Source organism: Kitasatospora sp. NPDC088160 (assembly GCF_044741445.1).
In the GTDB taxonomy this organism is placed as follows: Bacteria; Actinomycetota; Actinomycetes; order Streptomycetales; family Streptomycetaceae; genus Kitasatospora.
Genome location: NZ_JBIUSS010000003.1, coordinates 173,863 through 191,554, shown reverse-complemented (window position 1 = coordinate 191,554; position 17,692 = coordinate 173,863). Strand labels below are relative to the sequence as shown.

17 protein-coding genes are annotated in these 17,692 nt (G+C 75.4%); 10 read left to right on the top strand and 7 right to left on the bottom strand.

Translation table 11 applies throughout. From position 1 onward, the window contains the following. Positions 1–95 precede the first annotated feature (95 nt). From ACIOGZ_RS05670 to ACIOGZ_RS05660, 3 genes are all read right to left on the bottom strand, one after another. Positions 96–1,730 carry an alpha/beta hydrolase gene (locus ACIOGZ_RS05670; protein ID WP_363587486.1) on the bottom strand — a complete coding sequence of 545 codons (1,635 nt, stop codon included), beginning with the start codon at positions 1,728–1,730 and terminating at the stop codon, positions 96–98. A 100-nt stretch (positions 1,731–1,830) separates the two neighbouring features. After that, a complete protein-coding gene (locus ACIOGZ_RS05665; RefSeq protein WP_363587488.1) occupies positions 1,831–2,472 on the bottom strand; it encodes an NAD(P)H-binding protein in 642 nt (213 codons plus the stop codon). A gap of 87 nt (positions 2,473–2,559) precedes the next feature. After that, positions 2,560–3,504 (bottom strand): EamA family transporter, encoded by a 945-nt coding sequence (locus ACIOGZ_RS05660; protein ID WP_400984997.1) that lies wholly within the window; start codon positions 3,502–3,504, stop codon positions 2,560–2,562. A 111-nt stretch (positions 3,505–3,615) separates the two neighbouring features. On the opposite strand from ACIOGZ_RS05660, the gene ACIOGZ_RS05655 reads away from it, so the two are divergent. Next, positions 3,616–4,119, top strand: a complete 504-nt coding sequence (locus tag ACIOGZ_RS05655; RefSeq protein ID WP_363587492.1) for a MarR family transcriptional regulator — start codon at positions 3,616–3,618, stop codon at positions 4,117–4,119. A gap of 39 nt (positions 4,120–4,158) precedes the next feature. Here ACIOGZ_RS05655 and ACIOGZ_RS05650 read toward each other — a convergent pair whose 3' ends face one another. Next, on the bottom strand, positions 4,159–5,046 hold the full coding sequence (locus ACIOGZ_RS05650; protein WP_400984995.1) for an L-histidine N(alpha)-methyltransferase: 888 nt from the start codon (positions 5,044–5,046) through the stop codon (positions 4,159–4,161). Between ACIOGZ_RS05650 and ACIOGZ_RS05645 the strand changes: the two genes are divergently transcribed. The 5 genes from ACIOGZ_RS05645 to ACIOGZ_RS05625 all read left to right on the top strand — a co-directional run bounded on the left by ACIOGZ_RS05645 (position 5,045) and on the right by ACIOGZ_RS05625 (position 9,629). Continuing rightward, positions 5,045–6,595, top strand: a complete 1,551-nt coding sequence (locus ACIOGZ_RS05645; RefSeq protein ID WP_400984993.1) for a PLP-dependent aminotransferase family protein — start codon at positions 5,045–5,047, stop codon at positions 6,593–6,595. The two genes, ACIOGZ_RS05650 and ACIOGZ_RS05645, sit on opposite strands and share 2 nt — an antisense overlap. Before the next feature lie 359 nt (positions 6,596–6,954). Then, a complete protein-coding gene (locus tag ACIOGZ_RS05640) occupies positions 6,955–7,968 on the top strand; it encodes a glycoside hydrolase family 3 N-terminal domain-containing protein (protein ID WP_363587498.1) in 1,014 nt (337 codons plus the stop codon). Between the two features lie 337 nt (positions 7,969–8,305). Next, positions 8,306–8,776: a hypothetical protein gene (locus ACIOGZ_RS05635; protein ID WP_363587500.1), complete on the top strand. Its 471-nt coding sequence runs from the start codon at positions 8,306–8,308 to the stop codon at positions 8,774–8,776. Between the two features lie 257 nt (positions 8,777–9,033). Continuing rightward, a complete protein-coding gene (locus ACIOGZ_RS05630) occupies positions 9,034–9,378 on the top strand; it encodes a helix-turn-helix transcriptional regulator (RefSeq protein WP_063350638.1) in 345 nt (114 codons plus the stop codon). Between the two features lie 107 nt (positions 9,379–9,485). Then, on the top strand, positions 9,486–9,629 hold the full coding sequence (locus ACIOGZ_RS05625) for a DUF6126 family protein (protein WP_159398578.1): 144 nt from the start codon (positions 9,486–9,488) through the stop codon (positions 9,627–9,629). A 7-nt stretch (positions 9,630–9,636) separates the two neighbouring features. On the opposite strand, the gene ACIOGZ_RS05620 is transcribed toward ACIOGZ_RS05625, so the two are convergent. Next, on the bottom strand, positions 9,637–12,162 hold the full coding sequence (locus tag ACIOGZ_RS05620) for a cytochrome P450 (RefSeq protein WP_400805840.1): 2,526 nt from the start codon (positions 12,160–12,162) through the stop codon (positions 9,637–9,639). Positions 12,163–12,502: 340 nt separating this feature from the next. Between ACIOGZ_RS05620 and ACIOGZ_RS05615 the strand changes: the two genes are divergently transcribed. The 4 genes from ACIOGZ_RS05615 to galE all read left to right on the top strand — a co-directional run bounded on the left by ACIOGZ_RS05615 (position 12,503) and on the right by galE (position 16,273). Beyond that, positions 12,503–13,240 carry a sigma 54 modulation/S30EA ribosomal C-terminal domain-containing protein gene (locus tag ACIOGZ_RS05615; protein WP_400984992.1) on the top strand — a complete coding sequence of 246 codons (738 nt, stop codon included), beginning with the start codon at positions 12,503–12,505 and terminating at the stop codon, positions 13,238–13,240. Between the two features lie 91 nt (positions 13,241–13,331). After that, complete coding sequence (locus ACIOGZ_RS05610; protein ID WP_063350641.1) at positions 13,332–13,763, top strand: hypothetical protein; 432 nt, start codon at positions 13,332–13,334, stop codon at positions 13,761–13,763. A 774-nt stretch (positions 13,764–14,537) separates the two neighbouring features. Next, positions 14,538–15,164, top strand: a complete 627-nt coding sequence (locus ACIOGZ_RS05605) for a hypothetical protein (RefSeq protein WP_363630550.1) — start codon at positions 14,538–14,540, stop codon at positions 15,162–15,164. A gap of 92 nt (positions 15,165–15,256) precedes the next feature. Further along, positions 15,257–16,273, top strand: a complete 1,017-nt coding sequence (galE, locus tag ACIOGZ_RS05600; RefSeq protein ID WP_363582494.1) for a UDP-glucose 4-epimerase GalE — start codon at positions 15,257–15,259, stop codon at positions 16,271–16,273. A gap of 164 nt (positions 16,274–16,437) precedes the next feature. On the opposite strand, the gene ACIOGZ_RS05595 is transcribed toward galE, so the two are convergent. After that, the gene (locus tag ACIOGZ_RS05595) at positions 16,438–17,148 is read right to left on the bottom strand and encodes a lytic transglycosylase domain-containing protein (protein WP_363632622.1); all 711 of its coding nucleotides are present in this window, start codon (positions 17,146–17,148) and stop codon (positions 16,438–16,440) included. Positions 17,149–17,232: 84 nt separating this feature from the next. After that, the gene (locus ACIOGZ_RS05590) at positions 17,233–17,439 is read right to left on the bottom strand and encodes an antitoxin (protein WP_280680643.1); all 207 of its coding nucleotides are present in this window, start codon (positions 17,437–17,439) and stop codon (positions 17,233–17,235) included. Positions 17,440–17,692: the final 253 nt, after the last annotated feature.

Below are 17,692 nucleotides of genomic sequence, written 5' to 3'. Positions count from 1 at the left end.
CGCCGGCACGGCGGGGCGTCGACCCGTGACGGTCGGCGCCCCGCCGTGCCTCACCCGACGCGCGCCCCGACGGCCGCGGTCGAGCGGCCGGGCACTCAACCCGCCTGCGGGGTGGGGCAGACGAGGTCGCGCTCGGGGGCGCGGCCGCCCAGCAGGTAGCTCTCGACGACGTCGGTGACGCAGGAGTTGGCGGTGGGGTACTGGCCGTGGTCGCCGCTCCCGGTGACGGTCACCAGCTTGGAGCCGCGCAGCGCGCGGTGCGCGCCGAGCGCGGCCTCGTAGTACGTCGCCGGGTCGTGCACCGAGTTGAGCATCAGCACCGTCGGCAGGTGGGCGCCGGTCACCTTGACCTTGGGGGCGGGCGCAGTCGGCCAGGCCGCGCAGACCGCGCTGAAGGCCAGCGTGCGCGCGCCCGCCAGCGGATAGCGCGCGGTGTTCTCCGCGCCGCGCTGGACCCAGGTGTCCATGTCCTTGGTCCACGGGGTGTCGTTGCAGGTCACCGAGAAGTACTCGGCGAGGAACTCCGGGCTGAGGTACTGGCCGAACAGCCGCCCGGCCATCGTCCTGGCCGCGGGGTCGGCCCCCTGCCAGTCGTCGACGGCGGTCAGGGCCTGGGCGAGGAAGGGGAAGGTGTCCCGCTCGTAGATCGCGCTGATCGCGCCGTTGTCCAGCTGGTTCGGGCCGATCGTCAGGGAGCCGTCGACGATGGGCTGGTCGTGCAGCGCGGCGCGCCGCTGCTCCCAGTGCGCCTGCACATCCTCGGGGGTGGAGCCCCAGTGGTAGGTGGCGTCGCGGGCCGCCAGCCACGGCACGAAGTCCTCGTCGAAGCGGCGCTGGAAGCTCATCGGCTGGCCCAGTTCGAACTTCTCCCAGGTGCCGTCGAAGCCGATGTTGCTGTCCAGGATCATCCGCTCGACCCGGTGCGGGAAGAGCGTCCCGTAGTAGGCCCCGATCATCGAGGCGTAGGAGGGGCCGAAGTAGCTGAGCTTCTGCTCGCCGAGCAGGCCGCGGAACAGGTCGATGTCGTGGGCGGTCTGTTCGGTGTTCAGGTAGGGCAGCAGGTCGCCCGTGCGCTCCTGGCAACTGGCGGCCAGCTTCTTGGAGTTGGCGACCACCCGGTCGATCGCCGCCGGGGACTGGTCGCGGAAGTCGCCGGCCAGGAAGTCCTGGAACTCCTCCGGCGTCTGGCACACGGCCCGGGTGCTCTCGCCGACCCCGCGCTGGTCGAAGCCCACGATGTCGTACGCGGCGCCGACGGCCGGGGCGGCCGTGGCCAGGTTCGCCGGGCGCAGCAGGCCCGACGCGCCGGGGCCGCCGGCGGCCATCAGCAGCGTGCCCTTGCGCTTGGCCGGGTCGCCGGCGCGGTGCCGGGAGACGGCGATCGTCACGTCGGCGCCGGCGTCGGCGTGGTGCCAGTCGCGCGGGGCGGTCATGGTGGCGCAGTCCAGCGCCGGCTGCTTGGCGCAGGGCTGCCAGGCGAGGGTCTGGTGGGTGTAGCGGGCGGGGGCGACCTCGGCGTCGCCCGGGTTCCGGCCGGCGTCCGGGGCGGCGCTGGCGGTGGCCGGTACGGCGAGGCCGGCCAGGACGGCGGCGGCGACGGCCAGGGCGGCGCGCCGGGTGCGGGAGGCGGTGGCGCCGGCCGCCGGGGTGTGCGAGGCGGTGGTGTTCGGCGCGGTGGTGCTCGGCGTGATGGGGTGCGAGGCCGTGGTGTTCGATGCGTTGGTGTTCACGGGAATGATCCTGTCCGAGCTCGCCCTGACGGTCGATCATGCGGGGTTCCGTGTCCGGGGTGGTGCTGGGTACACCCCGGACACGGAGGATCGCCCCAGGTCAGTAGGCGGCGGTGAAGCGGGTGCGGCGGTGCGCGGGCTGCTCGGCCTCGTCGAGCAGGGCGACGGCGAGGTCCTCCATGGAGATCACCGAGGCGCCCTCGGCGTCCACCAGCAGTTCGTCCCGTCCGAGCCGGAAGCGGCCGGTGCGCTCGCCGGGTTCGAGCAGGGCGGCGGGGCTCAGGTAGGTCCAGTCGACGTCCGGGTCGGCGGCGCGGTAGAGGTCGAGCTGCTCGCGGCAGGCCCGGGCGATCGGCCGGAGCTCGGCGGGGAAGCCGGGGTCGTCGGCGAGGGCCGTCCCGCCGCGGCCGGGGAGGGTGAGGCTGCCCGCGCCGCCGACGGCCATCAGGCGCGCGCCCGTTCCGGCGAGACCGGCCAGCAGGCCCCGGGTGGCGGCGGACAGCTCGTGCTCGCTGCCGGGCGCCGGGCGGGTGGCGGTGATCACCAGGTCCTGCCCGGCGGCGAGGCGGGCGACGTCCTCGGGGTCACGGGCGTCGCCGACACCGAGGGCGACGGCGGCCGGCAGGCCGTGCGGTTTGGCGGGGTCGCGCAGGACGGCGGTGATCCGGTGGCGGCGGGCGAGTGCCTCGGTCACCACCCGGCTGCCGACGTTGCCGGTGGCGCCGAACACGGTGATGTGCATGGAGGTTCTCCTGGTGCGGTGGGTGCCAGCGGCTGCTGGGCGGGGATCGGGGAGTGCGGGAGGGGATTCGGCGGAGACGAGGCGGGGTCAGGCGTTCTCGCGGACGGGCGGTGCGGAGGCGGAGGCGGGGGCGGCCGGGGCGTCCGGGGCGGCGGGCGCGGAGGGCGTGGTGGTGCCGGGGCGGCGCCGGGTCTGGGCCGCGATCAGCGAGCCGAGGACGATCAGTGCGCCGAGCGCCTGGAGCGGGCTGAGGTCCTGCCCGAGGGCCAGCCAGCCGATCGCGGTGGCGACCACCGGGCTGAGCAGCGAGAGGAAGGAGACCGAGGTCGGCGGCAGTGCCCGGATCCCGCGGAACCAGAGCGCGTACGTGAGCGCCGCGCCGATCAGGCTGAGGTAGCCGTAACCGAGCAGGTTGCCGCCGGTGAGGTGGGACGGCGGGGCGCCCTCGACGAACAGTGCGACCGGCACCAGCAGCAGTCCGCCGGCGGTGAGCTGCCAGCCGGTGGTGGCGAGCAGCGGGGCGGGGGAGACCCAGCGCTTGGAGAGGACGACGCCGGTGGCCATGACGACCGCGCCGGCGAACGCGGCGGCCACGCCGACGGCGTCCAGCTGGGCGTTGGCCCGCAGGACCAGCAGGCTGACGCCCGCGATCCCCGCGATGCCGCAGATCACCGTGCGCGGCGTGAGCCGGTCGCCGAGCAGCGCGGCCGAGAGTCCGGCGGTGATCAGCGGCTGGACGGCGCCGACCGTGGCGGCGACCCCGCCGGGGAGGCGGTAGGCGGCTATGAAGAGGAGGGCGAGGAAGGCGCCGATGTTCAGCGCGCCGAGGACCAGTGCGCGCCACCACCAGCTGCCCTTCGGCAGCCGGCGGGTGACGGCGATCAGCAGCAGCCCTGCGGGCAGGGCCCGGAGGACGGCCGCGAGGAGTGGACGGTGGGGCGGGAGCAGTTCGGTGGTGACGATGTACGTCGACCCCCAGACGGCGGGGGCTATCGCCGTCACCAGCACGATTCCGAGGCGATTTCTTAGCACTAAGCAAATGTATCTCAGCGCTAAGGCATCTCTCACCGCTTTGGCGGGGTGGCGTGGCTCACAGTTACCTCATCGCTAAGGAATCCCGCCGGGATCCCCTACCCTGAACCTGTGGCAGATGCAGATCATGTGGACCGAGTAGTCGCGCAATGGGCCGTCGAGCGCCCCGACCTGGACGTCTCTCCGATGGAGGTGTTCGGCCGGCTCAAGCGCCTCTACCGCCTGGTGGACGCGGAGCTCAACCGGACCTTCGGCGAACACGGCCTGGACGCCGCCTCCTTCGACGTCCTCGCCACCCTCAAGCGCAGCGGCCCGCCCTACCGCCTCACCCCCACCGGGCTGATGCAGTCCGCCATGGTCACCTCCGGCGCCATCACCCAGCGCCTCGACCGTCTGGAGGCCCGCGGCCTGGTCACCCGCACCCAGAGTGACCAGGACGGCCGCAGCCGCGTGGTCGCGCTCACCCCCGAGGGCCACGCCCTGATCGACCGCGCCCTCCCCGACCACCTCGCCACCGAGCGCGCCCTCCTCGCCGGCCTCGACGACCCCGGGACCGCCACCCTCGTCGACGCCATGCGCACCCTCCTGGCCGCCCTCGGCGACAGCCCGGAGTGAGCGGGCGGGCGCGCGGGCGGACCTCCCCGCCCGACCGGCCTACGGGTTGACCGCCACCGCCTTGAAGAAGGTGTAGTGAAACGTCCCGCCCGGCTCGGCCGTGCGGCGCAGTTCGGCGATGCCGTGGTCGAAGGCGTCGGGGGTGGTCAGACCGGCGGCCAGCGCCTCGGCGCGGACGGCCTCGACCATCGCGACGAAGGTGCGCCGGGTGAAGCCCTCGACCAGGGCGGGGCGGGCGCCGTCGGCGTGGACGGTGCGGGGGCGGACGGCCACGTCCCGGAAGCCGGCCTCCGTCAGGAGCGGGTACAGGCGGCGCCCGAGCAGGGCGTCACCGCCGGCCGCCGCCTGGAGCCGCACCAGCAGGTCGACCGCGTCGCGGGCCGCCGGGCCCTGCGGGTGGAAGAAGGCCGAGCCGTGGTCGCCCTCGATCACCGTGATCGTGCCGCCCGGCCGCAGCACCCGCCGCAGCGCGGTCAGCGCGGCCACCGGGTCGGCCAGGTGCTCCAGCACGAAGCACACGAAGACGTGGTCGAAGGAGCCGTCCGGGAAGGGGAGCCGGTGCAGGTCGCCGTGGTGCCAGGTGACCCGCGCGGTGGGCGCCTCGGCCGCCACCCGGGCCCGGGCCCGCGCCAGCGAGTCCGCGGAGACGTCCACCGCCGTCAGCAGCACGCCGGGGCCGGCGGCCAGCAGGTGCGCGGTCTGCGCCCCCACCCCGCAGCCCGCCTCCAGCACCCGGCTGCCCGCCGGGTACGCGGTGCCCGCGTGCAGCAGCTCGGCGAGGGTGTCCGCCTGGTCGCCGAGCCGTTGCGCCTCGGTCTCCGAGTAGCCGTGGACGTAACCCGGGGCGTAGTCGTGGCCGGGGCCGGGGCCGGGGCCGGGGCCTGCGGCGTCCTGCCGGTCGTTCAGTGATGCCGTTTCCGTGGTCATGGCCCCACCTTCGCGCCACAATGGCCCGGTGAACAGGTCCAAAGAAGCGCCGGACGGCAGGTCCAAACAGGCGGACCCGGGCGCCGACTTCCTCCAGCTCGACACCGCCGACGCCCCGCCCGGCGGCCTGACCGGCTGGCTCGCCCGCCGGCTGCGCGAGGCCATCGCCGACGGCCGTCTCCCCACGGGCAGCCGGCTGCCCGCCACCCGGGGGCTGGCGGCCGAACTCGGCGTCTCCCGGGGAGTGGTGACCGACGCCTACCGGCGCCTGGCCGAGGAGGGCCAGATCGCCGGCCGGGGCAGGGGCGGCACCGTCGTCGTCGCGGCCCCGGCGCCGCCCGCGCCCCCGGTGTCGGCCACATCCCCGTGGTCGGACAAGTCCCCGGCCTCGTCGCGCGCCCGGCCGGAGCCTGTCCTGTTCCACGCCGACCCCGACCCCGAGGTGTTCGACCTGCTGCGCGGCACGTCCGCCCGGATCGACCTCACCCCCGGTGTGCCCGACCTCGCCGCCTTCCCCCGCGCCGCCTGGCTGCGCGCCGAACGCGCCGTCCTCGACGGCCTCGCCGCCGCGGACCTCGGCTACGGAGACGTCCGCGGTACCCCCGCGCTGCGCCAGGCCGTCGCCCACTGGCTGGCCCGCAACCGGGGCATCCGCGCCGACCCGGACGAGGTGCTGATCGTCGCCGGGACGGCCCAGGCCCTCGCCCTGCTCGGCCGGGCGCTCGGCCGGGTGGGCGTCACCGAGGTCGCCGTCGAGGACCCGGGCTCGCTCGGCGCCCGCCAGCACCTCGCCCACTGGCTCGCCGCGACCCCGCCCGTCCCGGTCGACGCCGAGGGCGTCCGGGTCGACGCGCTGCGCGCCACCGGCGCCCCGGCCGTCCTGCTCACCCCGGCCCACCAGTACCCGACCGGGGTCGTCCTCGGCGGCGAGCGGCGGCGCGAACTGCTGCGCTGGGCGGGCGAGGGCGGCCTGGTCATCGAGGACGACTACGACGCCGAGCACCGCTACGACCGCCCGCCCGTCCCCGCGCTGCGCGCCGCCCTGCCGGAGCAGGTCTGCTACGCGGGCAGCATCTCCAAACTGCTCGCCCCCGCGCTGCGCACCGGCTGGCTGCTGGTGCCGCCGCGGCTGCGCGAGGCCGTCCTGGAGGCCAAGCGGTTCGCCGACCTGGGCAACCCGGTGCTGCCGCAGCTGGTGCTGGCCCGGCTGATGGAGTCCGGCGAACTCGACCGCCACTTGCGGCTGTTGCGCCACCGCCACCGCCGACGACGGGACGCGATGATCGCCGCCGTCCACGCCCACCTCCCCGGCGCCACCGTCCACGGCGCGGCGGCCGGCCTGCACCTGATGCTCACCCTGCCGCCCGGGGCCCGCTGTACGGACACCGAACTGGCCACGGCGGCGCTCGCCGAGGGCGTCAAGGTGCAGCCGCTGTCCTGGCACGCGCGCCTGCCGTACCCGCCGGGGCTGGTGCTCGGCTACGCGGCGGGTGCGCCGGGGGAGATCGCGGAGGGGGTCGCCGTCCTGGGGCGGTTGCTGCGCCGGTAGGGCTGCTGAGGGCGTCCGGCGTCCGGGTCCCCCGTCCGCGCCGGCGCGGGTGTGCTCCTCCGGGGTCCGGGCTATGGTGGCGACGGGCTCGGGTGCCTTGACAGGCGTGGGTGCCTTGACGGGCCGTATCCCGCTGCCGACCTCAGGGAGGCGTGATGGCCGTGCTTCGGCGCACCGTCCAGTTCGGCGCGATGCTGGTGGTGTTGGCGGCCACGCTCGGGCCGGTTCCGGCCGGGTCGGCACCGGCGTCCGCACCGGCGTCGGCACCGGCGTCGGCACCGGTGTCCGCGCCGGCGTCGATACCGGAGTCGATACCGGGGCGCGGAGTTGCCCCGGGAGAGGGGGCGGTGGCGGCGGAGATGGCCGATCAGGACGCGCGGCAGCTCGCTGGGCGCCGGATCGTACTCTCGTACGCCGGTCCGACGCCGCCGCCGGGCGTGCTGCGGACGATCCGGGAGGGGCGGGCGGCCGGGGTCATCCTGTTCGCCGAGAATGTCACGAGCCCGGCGCAACTCGCCGAGGCCGTCGGTCAGTTGCGGGAGGCGGCGGCGCAGTCGCCGGTGCCCGAGGGACTGCTGCTGATGACCGACCAGGAGGGCGGCAAGGTGCGCCGCCTGCCCGGCGCGCCCGAACTCTCCGCCCGCCGGACCGGATCGGACCCCGACCCGCTCGGCGCGGCGGGCCGAGCCGGTGTCGGCGCCGCCGGGACGCTCGCGGACGCGGGGCTCAACGTGAACCTCGCGCCGGTGCTGGACGTCTACGACACCCCGGGCAACTTCATCGACCGCCATGAGCGCTCCTACGGTCAGGACCCGGCCGGTGTAGGCGAGTTGGGCAGCGCCTTCCTCGCCGCCCAGCAGGGCCTGGGCGTGGCCGCCACCGCCAAGCACTTCCCCGGGTTGGGCTCGGCCGCCAACGGCGAGAACACCGATGACCGCCCCGTCACCCTGTCCGTGCCGCTGGACGAGCTGCGCGCCCGCGGCGAGGAGCCCTATCGGGCGGCCATCGCGGCGGGTGTCGGGCTGGTGATGGCCTCCTGGGCGGTCTACCCGGCGCTCGACCCGGACCGCCCGGCCGGGATGTCGCCCGCCGTGGTCCAGGGCGAGCTGCGCGGACGCCTGGGCTTCCAGGGCGTCACGGTCACCGATGCCCTGGAGGCCGAGGCCCTCGCCTCGTACGGCGGCGCGGGCTCCCGTGCGGTCGCTGCCGCCGAGGCCGGGATGGACCTGATCCTCTGCTCCGCCCGCGACCCGCAGCAGGCCGAGGACGCCACCACGGCCCTCGCCGACGCCCTGGACTCCGGCCGTCTCGACCGCGCGGCCTTCGCGGACGCCGTCACCCGGGTCGACGCCCTGCGGGCCTCTCTGGACTGAGCCGGCGGCGGCCGACCGGCGGTGGTCGGCCGGCGGTGGCCGACAGTGGCCCGCCCGTGGGCGCGGGCGCCGTGCGGACCGTCCCCAGGCCGACGCCTGCGAGGCGGGCGACCGCCCCGCGCCGGGCAGACCGGCCGTGGCAGGTGCGCGGATCCCGACCCTCCGGGGTGGGATTACGCCATCGAAGGTCTGGTTTCGGTCGGCTCGGCACTTCGAAGGCAGAATCCCGGTCGTGGCATGGGAATCGCATGGCAAAGTACCGTCATGGCACATGTGAAATGTCACATGTGACCTCACCTGTTCTGATCGTTCCTCGTACCCTCCGAAGGAGAAGACAATGAACCGCATCACCCGGATCGCCTCGGGCGCGGCCGGTGCCGTCGCCCTGCTCGCGGCGCCGGCGCCGGCGCTCGCCGCGTCGGCCGGCGGCGCGGCCGGGACCGTCGCCACGGTGACGACCTGCGGCTACAACGGTCTCCAGGCCGGGCTGTCGACCAAGGTCTGCGCCGAGGTCACCGGCGGCAGTGTCGTGCTCTACGGGCAGATCGGCCTGGCCGGTCCGCCCACCCCGGACACCCCGTGGCCGCCGAAGCCGCAGGAGCTGCTCACCCGCCTGTCGGCCGGGGTGGTCGGCGGCGAGTCGCTCGGCTCGGCGAGCGTGCGCGCCGTGTTCACGACCGCCACCGTGCGGGTCGACGGCATCAGCGTCACCGTGCCGTGCGGTTCGGTCCTTCACGCGACCTTCTCCGTCGAGTCGATCTCGCGGGGTCCGGCCCCGGTCGAGGTGGATGTACCTGTAGGCTGCTGACGGAACCTCACCATGAGCGCCGAGTCCGGGAGTTGGCAGCGTCCCGGGCTCGGCTTCCGGCGTTCCCGCACGCCCTCCGGATGTGACGTGGACCACTCGGGGGCGGCCCCGGCGGGCCGGGCGACCGCCAGGCGACGGCCGGGCGCCCACTGTGACGACTTGAAGAAACCTTCATCTGTGGCGATGATGCTTGCCGGCCGCCGTTGAGGGCGCGGCCGCACGCCCAGCGAGCCGTACCCGAGGGAGGGGCGCCGACGATGCCCGTCCCGCTGTACCAGGCCAAGGCGGAGTTCTTCCGCACCCTCGGCCACCCGGTCCGGATCCGGGTGCTGGAACTGCTCCAGGACGGGCCCCGGCCGGTGCGCGAGCTGCTGGCCGAGATCGAGGTCGAGCCCTCCAACCTCTCCCAGCAGCTCGCGGTGCTGCGCCGTACCCAGCTGGTCGCCGCCACCCGCGAGGGCAACACCGTGGTGTACGCGCTCAGCACCCCGGACGTGGCCGAGCTGCTGCGGGCCGCGCGCCGGATCCTGACCGAGCTGATCACCGACCAGGGCGCGCTGCTCACCGAACTGCGCGAGCCCGGCGGCCGGCCGCACCGTTGAGCCCGCCGAGGCCCTCGGGCCGGCTGAACCCGAGGAGCCCGGCGAGCCCGGCCAGCCCGTTGGACCCGCGCCCGACCCGGCCGGCCGACCCGAGGAGAACCCCCGCCATGAGCGAGAGCACGAGCGACGGCACGCGCGAGGAGAAGCGCCGACGCAAGGCCATGCTCATCCGGGCCGGCATCTACATCTTCGCCACGCACCTGTTCGCCGGCTTCGTGTTGCTGCTGTTCGCGCTCGGCGGCCGCAAGTAGGCACCTCCTACGTCCGAGGGCCGTCCTTCACGAGGTAGCGGTCGCTGGTGCTGGTCCAGGCCTGGACGCCCTCGATGAGCTCCCGGGTGCCGTCCAGGTACCAGCGCCCGGCCGGGTGGCGGCGGCGCAGGTCGCTGCGCAGGGCTTCGTTCTCCCGCCGCAGCCGGGCGACCCGGGAGCGGACGGCGCCGACGGCCCGGCTGCGGGTGCAGCCGCGGATCCGTTGCAGGGTGAGGACGGTGTTGAAGGCGGCCGCGGCCTGGCGCTCCTCCCGCTCCAGTGAGTACAGGTCGTTGATCAGCGTGGCGGCGTCGGCGGTGTTGGCGCGCAGCCGGTGCAGTGCGGGCTCCGCGTGGAGGGCGGCGGGGGCGTCGGCGCCGTGGACCCGTTCCAGTATGTTCATGAACGGGTAGAGGCAGCTGCCGTGGCGGCGCAGCCGCATGGTCTCGGGCAGTCCGAGGGCGGGGACCGTGCCGTGGGCGCGGTGTTCGGCCTCGGCGGGGAAGGTCTCCAGACAGGCCTGCCATTCCCGGGCGGCCCGGACGCGCCAGTTGAGCGACATGCCCTGCGCCTGGCGGCTCCACAGGTCGTGCCAGGCGCGGAGCAGGTGGTCGCCCGAGCGCGGTGCCGGGCCCTCGCCGACCGGCGCGGAGGCGCCCGTCCGATCGGCCCCGGTGCGGCGCAGGGCGTCGATGAGCGGGTCGACGACGTCGCGGGCTTCGGCGGGGCGGCGCCCCGGCGGGCCGTCGAAGCGGTCGTCGAGGATGGTGAACCAGCCCAGCATGTCCACCAGCAGGTCGAGGTTGGCGCCGTGGGCGCGGGGGAAGGCGTGGCCGATCAACTCGTGCAGGGCGTAGGCCCCGTAGCGGGTCATCTCGGGCGGGGTGAGGAGGTTGCGGCCGACCACCCAGGCGGCGTGCCGGGCCGCGGCGGTGCGCAGTTCGCCGGACCGCTGCGGGAGTTGGGGCGCGGCGGGGGCCGGGTCGGGGATGCTCACCGGGCAGCGGGCCGCCGGCGGGGCCTCGACGCCCACCTCGTCGTCCCCCACCCCGTCGTCCCCCACCTGGTCGTCCGGCACCCGGTCGTCCCCCGCCCGGTCGTCCGGCGGGCTGTCCGGGCGGGGCACCCGGGCGCCGCGCGGGGCCAGCCGCACGCGCAGCCCGTGCGCCTGGACCGTCGTCCACACCACCTCCCGGGCCCGGGAGTCGGGGACGGCCACCGGTCGCCAGCGGCGCAGGATCGCGGCCGCCGCGACCGTCAGCTCGGCCCAGGCGAAGGCCTCCCCGATGCACTTGTGCTTGCCGGCCCCGAACGGGAGGAAGGAGTGCCGTCCGGCCCCGCCCGACTGCCAGCGATCCGGGCGGAAGCGCAGCGGGTCCGGGTAGCGGTCCGGGTCGCGGTGCAGCGCGGTGAGGCTGTAGAGCAGTTCGGTGCCGGCCGGGATCCGGTACGGGCCGAGGTCCACCGGCACCTGGGCGGTGCGCATCAGGAAGGCGTTGGGCGCGTGCAGCCGCACCACCTCCTGGGTGACGCTGCGGGTGTAGGTGAGCCTGGCGAGCGCCTCGGGGGTGGGGGCGGCGCCGGCGGGCAGGTGCTCGTCGAGTTCGGCGAGCACCCGGGCCTCCACCTCGGGGTGGCGCAGGAGTTCGTCGAGGAGCCAGGTCAGCGTGGTGGAGACGGTCTCGGTGCCGGCGCCGAACATGGTGATCGCCTCGGACCGGACGTCCGCCTCGGTGAGTGGCCGGCCGGTGCCCGGGTCGGTGGCGGCACGCAGCAGGGCGGGCAGGGTGCCGCCCCGCTCGGCGGACCGGGTGCCCGTCGGCCTGACGGCCTGGTCGACGACTCGGTTGAGCACCCGGACGGCGGCGTCGAAGCGCCGGTTGACGGGCAACGGCAGCCGGGCGAGCGCCGGGTGCGGGTAGAGGGACTGGACGATCTGGCCCTTCACCAGGTCCGGCAGGGCCTGGTGGAAGGCCAGGGTGGCGTCCTCGCTCAGCCGGGCGTCGAACAGCGAGCGGGTGACGATCTCCAGCGCGAGGTGGTTCATCTCCTTGGCCACGTCGAGGACTTGCCCGGGGTGCCAGCGCCCGGCCCGCTCCTCGGTGACCTGGTGCATCACGGCGACGTACTCGGCCATTCGGTCCGGCCCGAAGGCGGGTTGGATGATCCGGCGGCGGTCGCGGTGGGCCTGGCCCTCGGACATCAGCAGGCCGTCGCCGAACGCCGTCTTGAGGGTGTCCTGGACGGCGCCGCGCGGGCAGTCGTAGGCGAGGGCGACGAGCAGGGTGTGGACGAGCGGGGCGTCGGTGACCACGCAGACGGTGCGCGGCCCGAGCCGGATCCGGACGACGCCGCCGTGCCGGGAGAGCGAGCCGAGGAATCCGAGCGGGTCGCGGAGCAGGGCGGCCGCGTGGCCGAGGCCGGGGACCGCGCCGGGGGCGAGCGGGGGGACGGCCGCACGGGTGGTGCGGGGTGCGGTCGGTGCGGTTCTCGGGGGGAGGTCCCGTTGCCGCGTCTCGGTCAGCAGGGTCATGTCAGTACCTCTCATCAGAGGAGCCGGTGCGGACGATACCGGGGGCCCCGACGGGCCGGCCGGGAGGTGGGGGGCCGGCTCGCGCGGATCCGCGCGTGCCCCGGCTGGAGGGGCGCACGTCATGGCAAACGCGCCGGTCCGACGGGCGTTGCGCCGAACGCGGGCGGATCACTCCAACGGTCGATCATCCGCAGTGGCTCCGACCACCCCGGAACGTGCTGCTGACCTGCGGTGAAGGCCCCACCGGAAAGATCCGGGCCGGGCCCCTCGCGCAGGGTCTTTGGACCCTCGCCGCCTGGCCGCCCGAGGGCCAGCATGGTCGGGGAGAAGGAGGACCCTGATGACCAGTCTGCGCCACCGGCCCGCCCTCGACGTCCGGGTGGAGATCCGCGGCGAGCTGCCGCGCGAGGACGCCGAGTACGCCCGGGCGCAGGCACTGGACACGGCGGCCGGGCTCGGCCCCGGAACCCGCGCGCTGCGCATCAGGCTCACCCGCGTGCGCGACCGGGCCATGACCCGGCCCGCCCTCGCGCAGGCCGACGCCGACCTGGCCGGCGTCGGCCCGGTCCGGGTGCAACTCGCCGCGGTCACCGCCCGTGAGGCCGTCGACGTCGCCCTGGGCACCCTCGCCGGCCGGGCCGGCCGGCTGCGCGAGCAGGGCGACATCGGATTCGCCGCCGCCCACGAGAGCGCCTACCGCCCGCAGTACGCCGCCCGACCGCTCGCCGAACGGCGGATCGCCCGGCGCAAGGAGGTCGTCCTCGCCCGCCGCACCCCCGAGCAGGCCACCCGCGAACTGCTCGCGCTGGACCGGCCGTTCCACCTCTTCGCGGACGCCGCGACCGGCCGGGACGCGCTGGTCGACCGCTGCCCGCTCAGCGGCGCGCCCGGGGCGGGCCGGTCCGCGGGCGCCGACCCGGCGGGCCCGCTCGACCTCACCGAGGCGGCCCGGCGGCTCTGGCTGACCGGCGGCCCGTTCGTCTGCTACGCCGACCCCGGCGACGGCCGTGCCCGGGTGCTCTACCGCCGCTACGACGGCCACTACGGCCTGATAACGCCGGTAGCGGAGCCTCGTTGACGGGCAGGAGAACCACCGGGGCGGGCCCACCGGCCCCGATGGCCACGACCGCCACGACCGCCACGACTTCCACGACAGGGGAACCGGGACCATGGACTGCGACGAGGTCATGCTGACCGTCCGGATCACCGCCGCCGAACGCGCGCTGCTGCGGGCCCTCGCGCGCGGCCACGGCGGGGACGTCTCCGAGGTGGTGGTCGACGGCCTGCTGGAGGTCATCCCCGCGCTGCACGACGACGCCTCCGCGCTGCCGCTGCGGCGCGTCCTGGCCCGGCCCGCCCCCTGCGCCCTGACCCTCTGGCTGCCCGCCCCGATCGCGGACCTGCTGCCGCTGCTGGGCGAGCGGATCGCGCGGACCGGCGGCCCGTCGAGCGGACCGGCCAGCGCCGCACTGTCCGCCGCGCTGCGCCTGTGGCTCGCCGGGGATCGGGCGGGGCTGGCCGCCGGGCTGGCCCGACTGCACGGCGGCTGCGCCGGCGGCCGGGCGGCGGCGCAGCAGGCCCCGGTGCGGGCGGCGGCCTGACCGGTGGTTGACGGAACGTCGGTCAGCTGCCCCAGCTGGCATGTCCTGGGCGGGAATTGGCCAGTTCAGGACTCTGTTCAGGGCCCCGTGGCACGCCCTAGCATTTCCTTCACGGCCGTCTGAGCCCAGGCCCCGGGACTCCGGCCGGGTGGCCGCCACCACCCCGTTGCCGGGGAGCGCACACCCCCCGAGTGCGCTTCCCGGCAACGTCACGTCCGGGGCCGTCCCCGGGGTCTCTCGGACCGTCCTCGGTCCGCCCCTCCGGTGTCCTCCGCTCCGCGCGACCCGGCCCGCCGCGCGCGGGCGGCCGAATTCCGCAAGAGGTTTTCGTTATTCCCGTGCGGCCCGCCGCTCTCCTGAGTGCCGGAAGGTTCGGGCCCCGCTCCGCGGGGTGCCCGCACCTCGTACGAGGAGGGGAAACGCGATGGGACGCCGGAGCGCGGAGCCGCGCCCCCTGTAGCGGCAACTCGCCTCCGGTGTCGGCCGGTTCACTTCACGTCGGGTGGCGGCGCGCTGGTGCTCGGGCTCGACGGCCGCTGGTACTACGGTGGTCGGCTAGGGCGGGTCCGACGATTCTCGCAGGGCGCGAACCGTCGGACCCGCCCCGGGGGGAGTTCCAGCAGCCCGAACGGCCGGCCGTGCAACAACCGGCCGCTGCTGAAGGCCTCCTGAGACCGTCCGGCGGCGCCGGGGGCGGGCGCCGCCACCACCCGGCGGCGCCCGCACCCGGCGTCACCGCTCCCTGCCCCTCACCCCTCACGAGGATTTCCCGCCATGCGAACCCGACCCCTCGTCGTCGCCCTCGCCCTCGCCGGTGCGGCCGTGCTGCCCGCCGCCGTGCCGGTTGCCGCCCACGGCGACACCGTCCACCTGGACGTCTCCGGCCAGCGGAACGGCCGCGTCAGCACCATCGCCACCTGGGAGGACGACCACGACCCGGTCACCGGGGAGTTCACCGGCACGCTGGCCGCGACGGCCACCGACGGGCGCACGGTCGGCCCCTGGCGCCTGGTCGCCGTCCCGGGCGAGCCGGGGACGTACACCACCCGGGAGATCCTCCCGGCCGGGCACTGGCGGGTGAGCGTCGACTGCGCGTTCCCCTCGCCGGGGCACGGCGAGGGTGAACTCGACGTCGAGGCCGCGGTGATCGGCGATTCTCCGCTGTCGGGGGCGACGGGCGCGACGACCGGCGCCCCGGCCCCGATACCCGCGCCCGCTCCCACGGCCACACCCACGGTCCCGACCGCCCCGACGGCCGCCGACAGCGCCGCCCGGGCCCGCTCCGCTGCCCGGGACACCCCCTCCGACACCACGCCCGACGCCGCCACCTGGGCCGCGATCGGCACCGCCGTCGCGGCCGTCGTGCTGGTCGCCACCGGATTCTGGCTCCGCCGCCGGTGAGCCCGGCGGCGGAACCATCGAGCGCGAACCACCGTCCCAGAAGCCACCGGGCGCCACCGGGCGCCCGGCCGACCGCAAGGGAGCGTCCGCGCATGAAGAAGGTCCTGATCACCGGCGGCGCGGGATTCATCGGCAGTTCGGTGGTGTTCGCCCTCCTCGACCAGGGCATCACCCCGGTCATCCTGGACGACCTGTCCAAGGGCCGGGCCGAGTTCGTCGAGGGCAAGGTGTTCTACCAGGGCGACGTCGCCGATACGGCCCTGCTCGACCGGATCTTCGCCGAGCACCCGGACATCGACGCCGCCGTGCACTGCGCGGCCAGGATCGTCGTCCCGGACTCGGTGGCCAGGCCGCTGTACTACTACCGGGAGAACGTCGGCAAGACCGTCGAACTGCTCGACGCCCTCCAGCGTCACGGCTGCACCCGCGTCGTCTTCAGCAGCTCCGCCTCCATCTACGCGCCCACCCCGGACGCGCGGGTCGACGAGAGCAGCCCGGTCGAGGCCAACAGCCCCTACGCGCGCACCAAGCTGATGATGGAGCAGGTGCTCCAGGACTGGACCAGGGGGGAGGGCGCCGAGCGGCAGCGGGTCATCTCCCTGCGCTATTTCAACCCGATCGGTGCCGACCCGCGGCTGCGCACCGGACTCCAGGACCTCAACCCCACCCACGCCCTGGGCAAGCTGATCGAGGCGCACACCAACGGCACCCCGTTCACCGTCACCGGTGTCGACTGGGCGACCAGGGACGGCTCCGGCATCCGCGACTACGTCCACGTGCGGGACCTCGCCGAGGCGCACGTCGCGGCGCTGCTCCGCTTCGACGAGGTGATCGCCGAGGGCGCCGAGGACCGCTACCGGGTCATCAACGTGGGCACGGGCGACGGCACCACCGTGCGCGAGCTGATCGCCGCCTTCGAGCAGGCCGTCGGCGTGAAGCTCGACGTCCGCGAGGCGGGCCCCCGGCCGGGCGACGTGATCGGCTGTTACGCGGCCGTCGACACCGCCCGGGAGCTGCTCGGCTGGCAGCCGCGGCGGGGCATCGCCGAGGGCGTCGCCGACGCGCTGGCCTGGCGCGCGCAGTGGGCCGCCCGCCTCGGCGCCAGCTGATCCCCGGCGCGGGGGGGGCCCGGGGGGGGCCCCCCCCCGGGGGGGGCGGGCGGGGCGGGGGGCGGGGGGGGGGCGGCGGCCGGGGGGGGGCCAGGCGCGGGGGGGGGGCCGCCCCCCCCCCGGCCCGCTGCCCCCCGGGGGGGGCCCCCCGGGGGGCGCCCGCGCTACTGGACGGCCGTGCCGGACTTGGCCCAGTTGTCGTGCAGCCGGTCGAGGTAGGACTGCGCCTGGGAGCCCACCTTGACCCCGCGGGCGAAGGCCAGCATGTTGCCCGCGCCGGCGTTGTAGCCGAGGGCGAGGAGCTCGTCGTGGTTCAGCGGCGCGCTCGGCCGCGCCGGGAGCTGCCCGGCCAGGTCGTGCAGGTGCCAGGCGGCGGCCTGGACGGCCAGGTCGCGGTCGTCCGGCAGCTCCTCCCACTTGCGGTCGGCGAAGGGGCGGCCGGGTTTGGTGTCGTCGAAGGCGGCGCGGTGCATGTTGGCGATGCCGAACGAGGCTTCGGGCTTGCCGCGCTGCCAGGCCCGTTCGAGCTCCGGGTCGTGCGGCTTGTAGGACTCGTTGTAGAGGATCGCCATCAGCAGCTGCGGGTTGACCCCGGCCTCGGCGGCGTACCGGCGCACCGGGGCCGCGTAGTCGGCGGGGTCGTAGCGGCCGGACGGCTTCGACGGTTTCGACGGCGCGGTCGAGGCGGACTCGGACGGGGAGGACGCGGACGCGGAGGGCGCGGCACCGTCCGGGGAGGGGGTCGCGGACGGGGAGGCGTCGGACGACGCCGTGGTGGGGTGGTCGCCGCCGTGGACGATGCCCCACCCGGCCGCGACGAGTACGCCGACGACCAGCCAGCGTCCCCAGCGCGACCCCTGCTGCCCCTCGCTCATCGCTGCCGACCCCTCCCCGTGCGCCCGTGTCCTTGTTCGACCGTCGTACTGCCGATCGCGCCGGCGACCGTGCCCGGTGGCAGGCTACTCGGCCGGCTTCTGCTCGCCGTCGAGGTTGCGCAGGAAGCCCTTGGCCTTCTCGACGCCGGTGTCGATCTGGCCGCTGTACTTGCCGTCCGTGCGGTCGTCGATCACGTCGCCGACCTTGTCCAGGCCCTGCCCGAGCACGTCGCTGTGCTCGCGGGCGAGGTCGGTGGCCTTGTCCGCGAGGTTCTTCAGACTCTCAAACATGGTGACGCTCTGCTCCTCTGACGCGTTCCTGATGGTGTGCCGACGTGGCGGGGGATCATGACCATCCTAACGACGGCCCACCGGGCGCTCGGCCGCTGCCGAAGGACGGCGGATGACTTTGCTGAAATGGGTTTGTATGCTCCAGCCCAACTTCTACAGAACTGTAGAAGTTGGGAACCGCCACCAGGACGGAACGCGTCCCGGCACGCACGGCGGCGCGCACGCGCCGCGGCAGCCGAAACGAGCGAGGGAA